Origin of the sequence: Sphingobacterium thalpophilum, assembly GCF_901482695.1 — a bacterium.
Classification (GTDB): Bacteria; Bacteroidota; Bacteroidia; order Sphingobacteriales; family Sphingobacteriaceae; genus Sphingobacterium; species Sphingobacterium thalpophilum.
On the sequence record NZ_LR590484.1, the window covers coordinates 3,191,757 to 3,209,060 of the forward strand.

General features: G+C 44.2%; 12 protein-coding genes. 7 read left to right on the forward strand and 5 right to left on the reverse strand.

Annotated elements, in window-relative coordinates:
* Position 1: 1 nt before the first annotated feature.
* The 3 genes from FGL37_RS13310 to FGL37_RS13320 all read right to left on the reverse strand — a co-directional run bounded on the left by FGL37_RS13310 (position 2) and on the right by FGL37_RS13320 (position 5,448).
* Positions 2-3,331 (reverse strand): TonB-dependent receptor, encoded by a 3,330-nt coding sequence (locus tag FGL37_RS13310; protein WP_081818023.1) that lies wholly within the window; start codon positions 3,329-3,331, stop codon positions 2-4.
* 183 nt (positions 3,332-3,514) lie between these two features.
* Complete coding sequence (locus tag FGL37_RS13315) at positions 3,515-4,729, reverse strand: FecR family protein (protein ID WP_051607352.1); 1,215 nt, start codon at positions 4,727-4,729, stop codon at positions 3,515-3,517.
* 65 nt (positions 4,730-4,794) lie between these two features.
* Complete coding sequence (locus FGL37_RS13320) at positions 4,795-5,448, reverse strand: RNA polymerase sigma factor (RefSeq protein ID WP_028072243.1); 654 nt, start codon at positions 5,446-5,448, stop codon at positions 4,795-4,797.
* A gap of 73 nt (positions 5,449-5,521) precedes the next feature.
* On the opposite strand from FGL37_RS13320, the gene FGL37_RS25390 reads away from it, so the two are divergent.
* From FGL37_RS25390 to FGL37_RS13345, 7 genes are all read left to right on the forward strand, one after another.
* Positions 5,522-5,671 (forward strand): hypothetical protein, encoded by a 150-nt coding sequence (locus FGL37_RS25390; protein ID WP_160169557.1) that lies wholly within the window; start codon positions 5,522-5,524, stop codon positions 5,669-5,671.
* Between the two features lie 97 nt (positions 5,672-5,768).
* Complete coding sequence (locus tag FGL37_RS25395; protein WP_162835075.1) at positions 5,769-5,945, forward strand: hypothetical protein; 177 nt, start codon at positions 5,769-5,771, stop codon at positions 5,943-5,945.
* Between the two features lie 424 nt (positions 5,946-6,369).
* Entirely contained in the window at positions 6,370-7,299 is a 930-nt protein-coding gene (locus FGL37_RS13325; protein ID WP_028072242.1) for a hypothetical protein, read from the forward strand.
* Between the two features lie 160 nt (positions 7,300-7,459).
* The gene (locus tag FGL37_RS13330) at positions 7,460-8,008 is read left to right on the forward strand and encodes a hypothetical protein (protein WP_138096832.1); all 549 of its coding nucleotides are present in this window, start codon (positions 7,460-7,462) and stop codon (positions 8,006-8,008) included.
* A 639-nt stretch (positions 8,009-8,647) separates the two neighbouring features.
* The gene (locus tag FGL37_RS13335) at positions 8,648-11,152 is read left to right on the forward strand and encodes a glycoside hydrolase family 2 TIM barrel-domain containing protein (protein ID WP_037534524.1); all 2,505 of its coding nucleotides are present in this window, start codon (positions 8,648-8,650) and stop codon (positions 11,150-11,152) included.
* Between the two features lie 141 nt (positions 11,153-11,293).
* Complete coding sequence (locus FGL37_RS13340; protein WP_028072239.1) at positions 11,294-12,634, forward strand: L,D-transpeptidase; 1,341 nt, start codon at positions 11,294-11,296, stop codon at positions 12,632-12,634.
* Positions 12,635-12,925: 291 nt separating this feature from the next.
* Complete coding sequence (locus FGL37_RS13345) at positions 12,926-13,285, forward strand: hypothetical protein (protein WP_028072238.1); 360 nt, start codon at positions 12,926-12,928, stop codon at positions 13,283-13,285.
* A gap of 142 nt (positions 13,286-13,427) precedes the next feature.
* Here the strand turns inward: FGL37_RS13345 and FGL37_RS13350 are convergent, their stop codons facing one another.
* Both FGL37_RS13350 and FGL37_RS13355 read right to left on the reverse strand, forming a co-directional pair.
* Entirely contained in the window at positions 13,428-16,103 is a 2,676-nt protein-coding gene (locus tag FGL37_RS13350; protein ID WP_037534522.1) for a family 78 glycoside hydrolase catalytic domain, read from the reverse strand.
* Positions 16,104-16,312: 209 nt separating this feature from the next.
* Complete coding sequence (locus tag FGL37_RS13355) at positions 16,313-17,185, reverse strand: alpha/beta fold hydrolase (protein WP_028072237.1); 873 nt, start codon at positions 17,183-17,185, stop codon at positions 16,313-16,315.
* Positions 17,186-17,304 lie beyond the last annotated feature (119 nt).

Here is a 17,304-nt window from a genome sequence, read left to right on the forward strand (position 1 = left end):
ATTAAAATGTAAGTGAAATGCCTAAGTTGTAAACTCTGTTTAGCGGGTATGCTGTTGCCGACGTAGTCTCTGGATCAAAGTCTTTGACCTTTGTCCAGGTCAATAGATTCTGTCCGCTACAGTAAAGCTGTAGCCTGGTTAGCCTTAGCTTTTTACAGATATCCTCGGAAAAGTTGTAGCCAAACTCAAAGTTTTTTAATCTGATATAGTCCGAATTCTGCAGCCAGTACGTATTTTCATTTGATCGCCAATATTCGTTGTAGCGGTTCCATGTACGCGGTTTGGAAGCATCAGGGTTGTCTGTGGTCCATCTCCCGTCGACATTCTGTTTGAGGTAGTTGCCTGCCTCACCCTGCATTTCGTAATAGTTGTTCCGTATAGCTCCGGCGGCACCCTGAAAGAACAAGCTTGTGTAGAATCCACGATAAGCAAGGTCGATATTCAGCCCGCCGGTTAGTGTAGGTAGTTCCGTTTTTTCAGATCTCACGCGGTCCAGGCCATCAATTTTTCCGTCCTGATTGACATCTTCAAAAATGATGTCGCCGGGGCGCGCTCCTGCCCAATGGGGATAGGCGTCCACCGCTGCCTGATCCCTGAATATCCCAATGGCGTTGTAATAGAGCTTAGCATTCATCGGTCTTCCTGTAGACTGCTGGTAGTCAGGTACACCTGGAGTCTCGTCCCAAAAACGGATCCGATTATGGTTAGTGGCTATATTTCCGTTTACAGCATAGCGGAAGTCATTCACTTGGTCGGTATATCCCAACTGCAATTCAAAGCCTTTATTGGTGACCTCACCGATGTTTTCTTTGGGTAGGGTAAGGCCAGAAGAGGAGGGTACCGAAGCATTTCTGTTCCATAGAATGTTGGTCCTCACATTATAAAAATATTCTGCTGTCAAGGTCAATTTATTGTTCAGGAATTTAGCATCCAGACCGAAGTTGGATTGATTGGCTACCTCCCAGGTGACATTGGGGTTTGGAATACGTAGCTCATTCAGGATCTTGTTCTCCTGAGTTCCGTTAAAGACATAGATATTGGAAGCGCCGGTCAGGAAGCCGTAACTTGACATAAACTGATAATCGTCGATACGGTCATTGCCCGTTTGTCCCCAGGACGCTCTCAATTTCAGGTCTGATACCACGGATTTAAGAGGCTGCCAGAACGCCTCATTGGAGACGCGCCAGCCTCCCGAAATGCCGGGGAAAAAACCAAAGCGCTTATTGCTCGGAAATTTGTAGGATCCGTCATAGCGCCACAAAAACTCAAGTAAGTACTTGTTGTCAAAATCGTAGTTGAGGCGCCCGAAATAATTGAGGCGGGCCTGCATCGATGATTGACCTGAATTATCCTTCTCTGCATCGCCCCCTGCAAACAGCTCTTCGATCGCTGCCGAGACGTAATACTTTCTGAAGGCATAGAAATTCATATTATCACCGGTGATTTTTTCTACACCCAATAAGCCGTTTACATGGTGTTTACCGCCGAGGTTACGTTCGTAACGTACCAGTGCATTCAAGGTTAAAAGGTTTTTGGTGTCGAAGTCCTGCCGGAGTTGCGGTGCAGTAAAACCCTTTTGACCGGCGACAAGTACGGGCGTACCCTGTGCGTCGACCGTACTGCCATCCCAGTTATACAAAGTCCATGGCGTCTGCCATAATTTATCGTTCTGTATGGTTCGGTCATAAGCAACATTTCCCGATACAGATAGGCCTTCCACACCGGGGATGGTAATTTCTACATTGGCTCTTGACTCGAGCATGGTCGTTTTGTTGCGGTCATATCCCGTTTGGTTGGTCGTGATTACGACCGGATTGTTGCCATATTCAATGTCAGGACCGTTTTGGCCAGTTGGCCAGTAGGCATGCATATTGGGCTTGCCCCGCAGGATCATACCAAAAATATCGGCAGCCGAACGTGTCGGGTAATTCCTGTTATATTCGCGCAGTGCAGCATTTACACCATATTTTATATACTCGTTGAACTTACCGTTTAAATTACTTCGAAAGTTATACTGGTTAAATTTGGTCGCCGAATTTTTATAGATCGCGTCTTGCTTGTCATAACCGCCCGAGATATAATAGTTCAAGTATTCTGACCCGCCTGTAATGTTTAACGCTGTTTTGTGTTGTGGGGCCGCAGATTTGAATGTAGCATCGAACCAGTCGGTATTCGGATATTTCCAGATATCCGTACCCGAACGGAATAATGAAAGTTCATCTTCCGTATATTTAGGTTTCTGGCCGGCGTATATACTGATTTCATTGAGCATCTGCGCATATTCCGCCGCATCGGCAGCCTTCGGTATTACGGTAGGCTGTGACCATCCCTGATTGTGAGTTAAGCTCACCTGTGGCTTACCGGTTTTTCCTTTTTTGGTCGTTACCAGAATGACGCCATTGGCAGCCTGAGAACCATATATTGCCGCTGAGGCGTCCTTTAGGATAGTGACGCTTTCGATATCCTGCGGGTTTAACCGTTCAATTGAGCGGTTGGCAATCCCGTCGACTACAATGAGGGGCGAGTTGTCCCCAAGTGTATTCGCGCCTCGGATCCTCAGTGTGGAGTTGTCACTGCCCGGTTCGCCTGACCCGGTGGTCGCCACGAGGCCCGGCAGCCTACCCGCCAGCGTATTGGTGACATTCATGACTGGCGCGCGATCGAGCACATCGCCTTTAACATCCACGATAGATCCCGTTACGGTAGAAGCTTTCTGGGTGCCGTAACCTACGACTACCACTTCTTCCATGGAGGTGATGGTCTGCTGCAGCATGATTTCGACATTTTCATTAGCCGTTACCTTATAATCTGTTCCGACATAACCAATCATACTGACATGAAGCGAAGGATTGTTGCCGCTGATTGGCAGAGAAAATGAACCGTCCTCCAAGGTGGAAGTACGATTGGCTGTGCCTTTTTCAGTGACAGTCGCGTTGGCGAGCGGCTTACCTTGAGCATCGCGGACCCTACCACGGACGATCCTTTGCTGTATGGCTGCGGTTCCTTCTGGCTGTACGTTTGGCAAGCGGTCAGCTGCCTTGCTCAGAATAATGTTGTTGTCCACCACTTTGTAGCTGATATTATATTTGCCGAGCAGTTCATTCAGCACAGTTTCTAATGGTGCATTGATGAATTTAACATCAGCCGTACGTGTTTTGGGCACGAGCGACTCTTTATACAAAATATTATACCCGCTCTGTTTTTGGATATCCCTTAATAAGGATTCGAGGCTAGCTTTGCTCTTTCTGAGATTAATTGTTTGTCCAAAGGAACCCGCATAAGTTGTCAGACTAGCGGCAAAAAGCAGTGGCACTGCGATAGACAGTTTCATAACCAATGGTTTGAAGGTAGATCCCTTCCTAAAATCCATAGAAAGGACACACCGATTTTTTTTGTATTTTTGCATTCGGTTGATAATTTTTTGTGTTAATACTGATAAGATTCGTCAACTGTCTTAAAAAGACCAGCTTCAGGGGCGGTCGCAACGCTCCTGGAGCCTTTTGGTTGTGTAGATTTATTTCTTTACATATATTTTCCTCCCTTTTAGTTCAAAGTGTACACCACCGACCAGTTCGATCGTTTGCAATAGTTTTTTGATGTCGCTATATTTTGATATTGTTCCGGTAAATTGGAAATTCTCAAATGTCGATTGAAATTGGATCTGTACATCATACCAACGGCCGATGATTTCCATAACTTCTGTCAGCGGAGTCTTGTGAAAAGCAAAGTTGCCGTCTTTCCAGGCTGTATAATAAAAAGGATCGATCGGATCCTTGCTGAAACGGTTGGTGCCGCTTTCAAATACCGCCTGTTCATTAGGAGTTAAGATCTGGTCCTCCAGCTGGGAAGCTTTGAAGTTGAGTCTGATTTTACCTTCCACCAGCGTGGTGACAATTTTTTTACCATAGTTTTGTACGTTAAACGCCGTTCCCAGAACTTCTATGGACTGCGCTCCCGAATGTATTATAAATGGAATCCGTTTTCCCTTTTCCGTCTGTTTGGTGATCTCAAAATACGCTTCACCTTGCATTTCGACTTCTCGTTTTGACTTATCAAAGATGACGGGATATTTTAGCGTGGTCGACGCATTTAGCCATACTCGGCTTCCATCGGGCAGAGTAAGATGATATTCGCCGCCACCTGGGGTGATAATCGTATTATAAACAAGCTTATGGGGATCTGCACCAGCTTTGATGCGGTATGAAATGCTACCCGATGCTGTTTTGATAATTTCGAACCCGCCATTGTCAATTACAGTGTCACCCTTTATTTTTTCTAAATCGATACGATGTCCATTCTCGAGAATAATCTGTGCGCGGTCTTTCCCTGGAACAATCGTTTCAACCTGTTGGGCCCAATCACTTCCATCGCTGACAGGAGATGAACCAGATGTATAGAAATGATATGCCCATGCGCCAACTAAAAATAGCAGGAGCGTGGCAGCAAGAATGATGTTCCCCGAGGTAAAGCGATGTATCTTTTTTACTGGGGTGTTTCGGATCAACGCCTGTTTAAGACGTGCGTCGCCGGCTATTTTTTCGAATGAGATTTGATTTCCCATCTCGGTATTGGTGTCAGGATCTGTAGTGTCTTCGAGCCTGATCTGTTCCCAAGCGTCCAAAAAGTCCTCATCGTCCATATAATTAATGAACTGCTTGAGCGCTTCCCCATGGAAAGGCGCTTGATAATACTGCCGGATCAATTTCTTATATGCTTCTACTTTGGACATTTATACCCTCCACTACATGCTTTATGAACTATTCGCATGAGAAGTCAATATGTACTAGTGGAAGACTAAATTTTTTTTGAAACTGCTGAGAAGATTTGCACAGCTACTTTAAAGGCTGTAGTGTTGGGATGACCATATTGCAGCAGTGATAAGGCAAAAAAGGAGAAAAGAATTTTTTGGAACCGTAGTTTGATAGAGTTGCAGGCAGCAGCCAGGTGGTTTCTGACTGTATGGCGGGAGATGCCTATGTGCTCAGCGATTTCTTTGTAGCTTCTGTTTTCGAGCTTGTTCATACGATACACAAGCTTTTGTTGAGCAGGTAGTGTATCAATGACCTTATCGAGCAGCTGTTCGTATTCTTTCTGTTCCAGCTTAGTTTGGGAGCAGGAAGATGTATCATAGAGATCGCCCTTGCTTTCTAGTCTATACTCTTTTCGGATCACCTCTTTACGGAAATTTGAAATAGCCATTCTTTTGGAGGCGATATATAGGAAAGGGAAAATAGCCTCCGCCGAAGGAATATCGCTTCTTTTTAGAAACAATTGGATAAAAACCTCCTGTACAATCTCTTCAGCTTCGGCTGCAGAGCAGGCCAGACGGCGCACTCTTCCATAGAGGATCGATTTATAGCATTCAAATATTTTTTGAAAAGCCTGTTCGTCACCCAGCTGAAATCGTTCAAATTCGTCAATACTAATTGGAGATCCTTTCAAATCCATAGCTCCATAGGTTTTATTGGTCTAAAGAAACACAATTGATATTAAATTTATATAAAAAAGCGATTAATTCAAAATGAACGTTGATGATCGCGTTGTGCTTGAGCGCATTTCGGTTATCGGCCAAATCTTCCCCTATACGATATTGTCCCCTTCAGGCTGTGGTTATGATAAGCTTGTCGTCACTATGGAGGATATGATCGGTGAAGGGAATTCGGACGTGTAGGCCGCCTGAGCCGCATTGCAAATAATTTGACTTATTGTAGAACGAAACTTTCCGTGCACATGTTCCTGTTTAAAACGAACATCCATATAAAAAGGCTATGAACATTCCAAAGAACAATAATAGACAACCAGAGGAGGAAAAAGATCACGCAGAAAAAGAGGAAACACCGGTTGAGGAACGCGAACGGAAAATAGATGAACAGCTGGAGCAATCGTTTCCGGCTAGCGATCCGCCATCCTATTCGAGGCCGGGCAATGACAGTGCCGAAGATTGAGTTCTCTTCGCTAAACTGCGTACGAGGAACTGCAGCGCTGTTGGAAGCACCAGCTTTTGTTAACCCTGCAGTTCAATTTATCCAGTACTTCCTAGTCTGCTGCGGATCATTGGCCAGTATTGGCATCCGACATGCGATACGGTGTCATCTCTATGATCTTGTTTTTCAGCCTTGTTTTACGGTTTTAATTTATTACCTTTATATAAATTTATAAGCCAAAGATAATGAAACCTTTTCTTTACTCCGTTCTCGGCAAATCGTCTTATTTGTTGATCCTGTTCGCAAGTACATTTGAACCTCATAAACATATAGTAGCTGGTTAAATTCGGATTTGCCTAATTAGGCGTGAAGAGCCATCTCTTTGTTTAATTTAAATGTCGCAAACATTGGCGAAGTTGTTTGTCCGACCGTTAATTGATTCCTTATGAAAAAGTGTTTTAAATTGAATTTTATTTCTTGTGCCCTGCTGTTAGCCTGCTTGCTCACTTTTAACTCGTGTTCCAAAGAAGAGGTAGTCGAAGGGAGATTAATACAGCCAACTTTAAAGAGCCTAACATTGAGTACAGGGTTTACTGATAACATTTTTCCTATAAAAGCCGACAAGTGGACGGTTTCCTATGTGAAAGATGCAGTCAGTGGCGAGCTGCTGAAAGATGCTGTGGGAAATATAGTGAAGTTAGATGGAAATAGTGAGACTGAAGTTGGAGACGGTTGGCTTAAAATGGAGAAAACGGTTAACAATGAACTTAAAATCAGTTTGTTGGAGAATTTTAGTGCTACACCCCGTAATTTCACAATTGGAATTCTGTCGGGCAATCAGCAGGATGAAATCAATTTCAGGCAAATGAGAGGTGAGGACTACGAGTTGGTTAAAAAAGAGATTAAGGAAGTGGAGGGTAGCAGAAAAATATATGTAAGCTCCGAAGGCTGCAGTTCCATGACGTTGGGCAATGACACGGGTAGCGAAAAAAATGTTGAGGTTCTTTCGATATTTAAAGATGTAAAATATAGGTCCGAATTTTTGAGCGAGAGCTATGGTGCATTTGACTGGATCAGTAGTCAGGACACCATGATTTTCATGGATGAGATATTAATAGACGGCACTTCCTATTGGCAAAGAACAGTGCCTTATACCAAAGGTATAACAACTGAAAGCTACATAAAGCCTGGAAACAGCCTAAAATTACTGGTAAAGCCTTTTTCCAGTGTTTCTGTCAGGGGTGAGTTTACCTATCTTGAGCGAACCTGTACATATGTCTTCACGGTTAAAAACAAAAATTCGGGACACCTATTTAATGTGAAAGGAACCTGGAAACAAAAAGTTCCTTTGACTCCCCACACGATTGTAGAGTAAATAGCGCCATTTTTTAGATACAGATGTCCTATTTTACAATCCAGCTTAAGTCGGAGAAAAGATTTCAACAACATTTGTCGATCGGTATGCTATCGTTTTCTAATTAGGCCCTCGAAACTGTAATTTTATCTAGCATGAACAGAATTTCAATACAATCGAGATGAAAACAGAGTTTTTGTTGTGCTATATAAGCCTCTTTATAGGCATTTTATTGCAGTGTTGTGGAAATCGTGATATCTCAGATAGAGGTCACAGTTCAATTTCGGCATCGTCTGGTTTTGATTCACTGGAGCATTATTCGATCGCGATGAGCCCGTATAAACTAGGAGAGTTGGAAGACAAAGCGAATAAGTCATCGCGGGAATCACTTTTATTGACTATGCTAGAGGGTAGTCAGGTAGACACTTCCTCTCTCGCCCATTTGTTAGAAATTGGTTATTCTAAAACAGAGGTTGACCGATCTCTTTACGGATCTATCGATTCTTTGTTTCTCTCCAATCAAAGAAAGGACTATCTGGATAGCTCATGCATAAACCAGTTTAGAGATATCTTAATTTTTTACAGAGATAATAAATGTGTCGGAGCGGTCAAAATCTGTTTTGATTGCAAGGCTATGGTTTCTTGGAGCAGCGACCTGAAATTCGACGGTTTCGGAGACTGGGAGGACTATGATAAGCTGTATACGATATTGCGGAGCAACGGATTTTGATCCCGGCTCTCCATTGTCGTAGCATGCTGCTTATCCTTGAAAAACTGATCTATAGCTCAATTTGTTTCTTTGAAAGTTCTCTTGCATCGCTTTTTCTGTTCCCTGTCGTAGTAGCCCTGGCTACCATATGTCTGCTGCCGTCCTTCTCTACTTGCAATTCTATCTTCCAATATGGCAACGTTGCTCGAAAGGATTTTTCTATTCTTTTCGGCTTCCAGTATTAAAGGGTAATATTTCTTTTGTGTGCGAAGACTGCTATGCTGGATGACGAGGAACAGGGAGTGCCTGGTAGAACTGCTGAAGCCAAAACGAATTCATGTTGTTTTTGGAACTGAAAAACGTAGAAGGCCGCAGCGGAAGCCAAACATTCATATTTTGATGAATTTGTCCCTTAAAAAAAGTAAATTTCCCCCCTTTCCTGTAGGATGCTTTTGATAATATTGCAATTGTCATTATGACAACTTTTTTGATTGCCGCCTTCTTATAATCCGTTCTTTTAGGTTGCTAGCCATCAGAAAGGACAATGTTTGTGGACGGGAAATAGGATTGCCGGAGGTATCGTTTAGATCTTCCATTGGTAACCGAACCAGACCGCTCTTCAGCTGAAAACCTCATTACGAGAATTTATATATAACGAACATGAAGAAATCTATAAGACACTTTGCTGTTGCTTTCGTCCTTATTTTGTTGCATATATTGCCTAAAGCATTATCTGCGCAGCTGGGATTCGGAAAGGCCGTTCAGATCAACGCCGACTGGTCATTTCATCTAGGCGATTTAAAAGATGCCAATCTACCTGAATTTAATACACGAAACTGGAAATCTGTTAACCTTCCCTACGACTGGAGTGTAAAGGGACCTCTCAGTCCGAGTTTAGCAAGTGCTACAGGATATCTTCCGGGCGGGATCGGATGGTATAGAAAAAAACTCCTTGTGAATAATCAATCTGCCGATGATAAGGTTTATCTGTATTTTGAAGGCATATACAATCGCAGCGAAGTGTATATCAACGGTCAGCTGGTGGGGAAGAGGCCTAACGGCTATATATCCTTCGCGTATGACATCACACCGTATTTGAACACCGATGGCGAAAATACCATTGCCGTCAAGGTGGACCATAGCCAATTTGCCGATTCAAGGTGGTATACGGGATCTGGGATTTATCGCAATGTATGGTTGGTAACGGCCAAACCTGTTCACTTTGATCAATGGGGGATCCAAGCTTATCCTGTCTTAAAGAATGGAAAAGAGCAGCTTTATACCTGTACAAGATTAAAAAATGACAGTAAGGTAGCTGCAAAAGTAACCTTATTGCAGGAGCTGATAGACAGGGAGGGTAATCTTGTCGCCAAGCAGACCAGGAATATTCACATGAATGCCGAATCCGCCAAAGATGTTCAGCTAGCACTTTCGGTCAAGACACCAAATTTATGGCAGCTCGAAGACCCTTATCTGTACCAACTGCGGAGTACGATTTGCATCGGAAATCAAATTGTTGACCAATCTATTTTTAAAACAGGATTCCGGACGTTGACTTTCGATGCAGACAGAGGGTTTGCCCTAAACGGAAAATGGATGAAAGTCAAAGGTGTCTGCCTCCATCATGACGCCGGCGTTTTGGGAGCTGAGATGTATGCTGATGTCTGGCGCCGGCGTTTGTTGAAACTTAAAGAAATCGGGGTAAATGCTGTACGCACAAGCCACAATCCCCAGGCCTCTACTTTTTATGACTTATGTGATGAAGTGGGGCTGCTTGTTCTGAATGAAGCCTTTGATGAATGGGAATATCCCAAACGCAAATGGTTGACGGGCTGGAATCATGGAACACCCGGGTATCAAGGTTCGTATGATTTTTTTGCGGAATGGGGTGAACGTGATTTGGAAGATATGGTCAAGCGCGATCGTAACCATATATCCATCTTCGCATGGAGTATAGGTAATGAAGTTGATTATCCCAATGATCCATATTCTCATCCTGTATTGGACGGCAACCAAGGGGGAGGGTTTACACAACCGATTTTCGGTGGGTACCAAAAAAACGCTCCTGATGCGATGCGGTTGGGACATATTGCCCAGAAATTGGCTTCTGTCGTCAGAGCACATGATCCGAGCAGGCCTGTTACCGCTGGGCTGGCCGGAGTAGCCATGTCCAATGAGACAGCCTACCCCGGAACGTTGGATATTGCGGGGTATAATTATACGGAAAGCCGATATCAACAGGATCACAAACAATACCCGCAAAGAGTCATTTATGGTAGCGAAAACCGTCATGATTTCGATGCATGGAAGGCAGTTAAAAATAACGAACATATCTTTGGTCAATTTTTATGGACAGGTATTGATTACCTTGGCGAATCAGGACGTTGGCCATCTAGAGGCTTTTATTCCGGATTGCTGGATTTTGCAGGATTTATAAAACCGAGGGGATATTTCCGTCAAGCTTTGTGGTCCGGGAGGCCGGTCACCTATTTGGGAACCTATCCTATAAAATCAAGATCGCAAAGCACGGATGTTTGGTCTGCACTGGAGGCTGAACGGAGCAATAAAACCGATGAGGCTCCATCTATGGATGCATGGCCGATATGGAATTATGATTTAGGACAGAGCATTCGTGTAGTATGTTATACCAACACCGCCAAGGTGCGTTTAGAACTGAACGGAAAGATCGTCGGAGAGGAAAAACCTTATAACAACCAACAAGGTATAATCTCATGGGATATACCTTATGCTCCGGGTGCATTGGAAGTGGTCGGAATGAGTACCGATGGTTCTATAATCAGCAGGTATCGTATTCAGACTAGCAAACGACCATATGCGTTGCGTGTGCTTAATTCGTCGTCCCTGCAGGCAGATGCGAAGCATGGTGTTGCTCAGATAGAAGTACAGGTGATCGATGAAGACGGCAATCCGGTTATTCTTTCCGACAGTGAGGTGACCTGTGAACTTTCTGGCCCGGGACATCTGCTTGGATTGGAAGCCGGAAACAATCAAGATATGGGTGATTATACAGACAATAAGCAGCGTGTTTATCATGGCAGATTGATTGCATATATTAAATCGGATGGACAACCGGGAGATGCCATCACTGTGCGATTGAGTTCGCCGTTATTAAAGGCAGCTGAGGCAAAAGTGACCTTGTATTGATCTTGAGTAAGGCCCGCAGACAATGAGATTCGTTGATAAGGAACACCGGGCTTTTTAACCGTTGCAGTTCATTAAGACCTACTTGTAGGCTATGAAGACATTTTTCAAACTATTTCAAAAGTAAAATTGTTGATTGAGTATATGAGAAATAACGTCAAATTTACTTCGAAAGAGTTTATAGCCGGAATTTACCTGGGCAGCTTTGTTTTATTGGTGCTATTGGTGCTGGGGTGTAATAACAGAAATCGAAACCAGAAAGATCTGGATGAGTCAACCATTATCGAACGTGCCGAAAATACGGACTTTACACTTCCTTTGTTAAACGCTCTTTTTTATGAAGAAAAATTTAGCAGTGAATTAAAAGATACTCTTCAGCTCAGCAATGAGCAGATCAGCGAGCTAAAACTTGCGGCGAATACAGCAGTGGAGAATCTCGATGAAGATAATGCTCAGAGCGCTAGATCTTTCAATCAAGCGATCAAGCAGGCCACAACCGAGGTTGTTAGGATCTTGGGTGCAGAAAAAGCGGGACAGTTCTTCGCCTTTATGGCGAAACGGTATACCGACCCAGAAAATTCGTTGCCCTTAGCTCCCAATCATGTTCCGCAAGATTCACGTATTATCGTTAATGCCCCCGCCTTTCGGATGGATGTATTTGAAAAAGGGAAACTAATAAAGACGTACAGAATAGGAATTGGTTATCCTGAATTTCCATTGCCTACGGGGGTGAGGAAGGCTGTAAATATTATTTTTAATCCTACATGGACGCCTCCTGACGAGCCTTGGGTAAAAGGTAAGGTAACTGCCGGAGAAAAGGTACCAGCAGGAAGTGAATTGAACCCTTTGGGGCCGATTAAGATTCCGATTGGCCTGCCTTCATTGATTCACGGGGGCAAGAACCCAGAAAAGTTAGGCGCTTTTGCTTCGCACGGCTGTGTAGGATTAACTAACGATCAGGTACAGGACTTTACCAAGTTCTTATCTCAAATAGCGGGAACACCCATCTCTGCGGACAAAATCCTTAAATATGAGAAGGAAGATACAAAAACCCAAACCGTAAAGCTTGCCTCGCCGGTACTTGTCGAACTTCGATATGAAACGATTGTAGCACAAGATGGGCATCTGCATATCTATAGAGACGTTTACGAGCGGGGGACCAATACGGTTCAAAATGCCACACGGGTGCTCGATTCGTATGGTATCAAATACGAAAAGTTGAATGATGACGAGAAAGCAAATCTAACACGAGCTTTGGACGAGATGAACCGTGATGCCCAAGGAAATGTTATTGCTGGCGTAAAAATCGATAAAAACGTGGCCAATGCACCTGACAGCAAAAAACGTGAGGCGACTAAAGACCAACGTGCCAAAAAAGGCAAGGTTACTCAGTCTGTTGTCGGGCAGAGTGAGCTCGTGGTACCCATCGCAGATTTACAAGGTAAGGGGTATCCGCTACCTGTAGATTTCAGTACCGGAGGTTAAGTCATACATTGTTAGCTTCGATCAGCACAGTAAACATCTGACCGGATTTCATTCGGGAAGTTACATCGCTTTTTTCTGGCTTCCCATCCAGCGAATGCTAGCTGATTCGGAAGTAAGGACGATGATTGAAATAGTTTTTAAATCAAATAAATTTTTTATACATTGACTTCGGGCCCTGTCAGATGGTCAGAGTAGATTCTCCTTTGCTAATCAAAGGCTTCTGCCGTCGTATTCATTGGGCTGGAACGGTGTATTTAAGAAGTACCGATTGGTCAGTTAACAAACAGGAAAATGAAGGAAATCAATTCAGGCCAAGTTTGGTCTTATCACAGTAGAAAAGGAGAGTCTAATTCAAGGGTAACTGTGTTGGCGGTGGAGAAGGATAGCAATTATGGAAATATCGTACATGTAAGAATTGACGGTTTATACATCACAGATACTCGCGGGATCTATATTGGCGATTGTATTGAACATTTACCAATTGCAGAAGATTCCTTTTTAGAAAGTGTAATACATGTCGAAAGTGAGGCTCATTACGATTTAGGGGAAGGATATTATCTCTGGAGATCTGATTTTGAACAGAATGAAGCCGGAGTCTGGGAAATTGATATACGTAAAGCAATTGATTTAATAGTGGGTAGCATTGCATAAATTTAGGCCGTTCGCATGTCTCACACAATTCAGGTGTTTTCCTACAGTCAGCACTTCACTATATTTTACCCTTATTTACCGAAGTTTCCAGACCATTTGCCTAAAGCCCTTGGCCAGAACGCCTGCGGCAAGAAAGCAAACTTTAGCGTTCCTTAGAGCGATGTTTGTTGCCGAGGAGCGGGCATTCAAAATAATAGCTGCCCGATCCAATTTCCTCTGTTTTATCCGGTAAAACAATGCTAGCGCGCGTGTTTGGCGGGATGGTAACATGCAACTTCAGGATAGCATTCTCCATTATCCATGACGTTTTGACGGTACCATAAGCTGTTTCCAGCTCGGTAGTTGCACTGGTTAACTTTCCTCCGGGTCTGGGAGCGATTACCATCGATTTATATCCCGGAGCGTCGGCACGTGAGTTTATCCCACCAATCGTTCTATACATCCAGTCGCCTATGGCGCCATAGGCATAGTGATTGTAAGAATTCATATCCGGTGTCTGAAATGAACCATCCGGCTTGATCCCATCCCATCGTTCCCAGATGGTGGTAGCGCCCATTTTAACAGGGTAAAGCCATGAGGGATAGCTCTCTTGCATCAATAGGTCATAGGCTACCTGATCATGTCCGAATCTCGAAAGAACATGACATAAATAAGGAGTGCCCAAAAATCCAGTGGTCAAATGCGTGCCATAATCTCGGATATTGGCAACAAGACGATCGGCACATGCTTGCCTAAGCGTTTCGGGCAACATATCAAATTGCAGTGCCAATACGTAGGCTGTCTGGGTACTTGAAACCAGACGGCCAGAAGGTGTCATGTATTCTTTTATGAATGCCGCTTTAATTTTTTCCAGTAAAGCGCTGTATCTTGTAGCATCATCCACCTTCCCCAAGACTTGCGCTGCATTGATCAGCAGCTGGGTCGAGTGTGCGTAAAATGTCTGTGCGATCAGATATTTATCAGTCACAGCAGCTCTTCCGTCGTTATCATCGTTTGGACGGTAAAAAAGCCAGTCCCCAAAGTGAAATCCCGAATTCCATAGGTCGTCCTTTGCCACAGATGAAATATAATCAACCCATTTTTTCATACTATCGTATTGGGTTTCCAGTATGCGTCGGTCGCCATAGGCTACATACATATCCCATGGAATGATCGTGGATACGTCGGCCCAGCCCGCAGAAGCCGCGTCATTGGGACCGAGGACATGTGGAATGACAAAGGGAATCCGGCCATCCGATAGCTGGTCGGCTTTCAGATCTTTTAGCCATTTGGTAAAGAATGCCATCACGTCCATGTTAAACGCCGCCGTATTGGCGAAGGCTTGAGCATCTCCGGTCCAGCCCAGACGCTCATCACGTTGTGGGCAATCTGTCGGTACATCCAAGAAGTTACCTTTCTGACCCCATTGGATATTGTGCTGCAATTGGTTTATTAAGCTGTTGGACGTTATAAATTTTCCGGTTGTCTCCATATCCGAATACAGAGCCACCGCGGTGAGATCATCTGGCGTCAGCTGACCCGGAAAGCCCTCTACCCGGACATATCTGAAACCCTGGAAAGTAAAATGAGGCTCAAAAAATTGCTCCGGTCCATTTTTTAGAACGTAGGAGACTTGTGCTTTTGCCGAGCGGAGGTTGGCGGTATAAAAATTCCCCTCCTTCGTAAGCACCTCAGCATGGCTAAGAGTGATCTTTGTTCCGGCAGGACCTTGAGCTTTAAGCATTACCCAGCCAACCAGATTTTGGCCAAAGTCTACCACGGTCTCTCCGGCAGGTGTTTTAAAGATTTTTATTGCTTTAAACCGTTCATGTTTCTTGACAGGAGGACCACTCATGGCTACCAGTTTTTCTGATCCTTTATCTAGCGTTTCCACAGCCTTCCATGTATCATTTTGCTTAAATCCGATATTGTTCCAGCCTTCAATCTCCATCCTCGCGTCATAGATCTCGCCGTCGTAAATGTCCGAAGCCAAGATGGGGCCGTAAGCATATGTCCAGCTCTCGTCCGTCACAATTGTTTCCTTCGTCCCATCCGTGTACTCCACTTCCAGCTGTAATAACAGTGCGCGCGTATCGCCGTAGAAGGTGCGCTGACCCGCAAATCCTATCCTACCTTTATACCAGCCGTCACCGAGACATACGCCCAGCACATTAGCGCCGGATTTGACGGAGGCTGTAACGTCGTACACCTGATATTGCAGATGATGGCGGTAACTTGTCCATCCGGGAGCAAAATATGCGTCACTTACACGTTCACCGTTTAGGCTGGCTTCATACAGTCCCTTCGCCGTAGCATATACCAAAGCAGACTTCACCTTTTTCCGGAGGGAAAATTCTTTCCGAAAAAGAGGGCTCCGGGCACTGCTATCTTTTCCCGCTACCTTAATCCATTTTGCTGACCATTCATTGGCCTGGATGCCCATTCTAAAGCTTGCCGGTGCTGACCAGGCAGATCGGTTTCCGTGATTATCTTTCACCCTGACCTGCCAGTAATAGATCTGCTTCGACTGCAAAGGTGAACCAGCATATTCGACCAGGACCGATTGGTCTCCGCTCACATTAGCGTTCCATACCAGGTCTTTGCCTGCAAGCAGAGAAGACCTATTTTGTCCTACACGGATTTCGTATCCCGATTGTAAGGTATTTTTTTCGTCAGAAACTAATTTCCAGCTAAATCGCGGCGCCGGGGTTTCTATCGCCAGTGGGCTTTTTAGATGCTCTACTTTGAGATCATGGACGCTTAATTTTAGCGCATATGTTGTTAAATGAATGACCAATAGAAGTCCGAGGAGGATGGATTTTTGAAGGAGAGTTACCATATGCAGTTTATCTGGTTAGCAATTCGCGTTAAGGTATAACGTCACCTACTATAATCCGTAATTTATTTCAATTAAGTATCCTGTACTGTCCTGCTCTTTTAGTTCTTTTTTGCGAATGCATTGAAGCTAATTGTCCGGTTATGCGCGGCCTTCTTATCAGCAGCTGACGGCACCTCATGTGTGCCAGAGACAGCCCGCTAACATGATATTTATTTTAAAAATTCGTTTAGATAGCCTAAAATGGTCTGTGTCTGACTCATTAGACTGACGTGTCCCTGCCCAGGGATGATGGCCAGCTGAGATTTTGGCATTTGCCCAAAATCACCTACTACTGCGCCTCCCAATAACTGAAAAGTTTTTATCAGTTCAACCTTATCCAGACCATCATTGTCTCCAGCGATGATTAATACGGGTGAAGATATCTTCGAAATGTTTGTATCGCCAAAATCAAAAGGATGCTGAGCCAAAGCAATCATCTGTGTTAAAAATGCTGTCCATTTTGTTTTATCCGGGGCAACAGCATCATAGGCTTTTTGCATGGGACTGCCCACAAAAAATTCAGGTTTCATATTCTTGAAGGCCTGGTTGACTTCGGGCATCCAGCCATTGCTTTTATAAGTGGCGGAGAGGATGACCAATTTGTTTAACCGCTTTGGATATTGAATGGCAAATTGATAAGCCACTGCGCCTCCAAAGCTATATCCGACGACATCGGCATTGTCGATTTTCAGCTGGTCCAACACTTCGGCCACGTCCGCAGCCAGTATTGTATGGTCAAATTTTCGGTCCGAAAACGGCGAATGCCCATGGCCCTGCAGTTCAATGGCGATTACTTTTCTGGTTTTTGCAAGCTCAGGTATAAGTTGCCCCCAATTGGAGCCGATAGTCATAAAAGCACCATGTAATAATACAATGGGCTTTCCTGAGCCATAGACCTCATAATATAAGTTGATGCCATTGACAGGAGCATAGCCACTGTCAGAAAGTTGGGCCTGTTGGCCATGTAATTGAGATACAGTTGTCATAACGATTATAAAGATGAGTGATTTCAATACGCTGACGGTTTTAAGAATATTTTTCATAACTGATTTATTTGCGTTTTACATCACAAAGATGGCAAGGATTCCCGAGCCACATGCTGTGCAAAAGCGACAAATAAAGGGTGGATTCCGTCACAGGGCCGTCCCTTCCCACTCCGTAT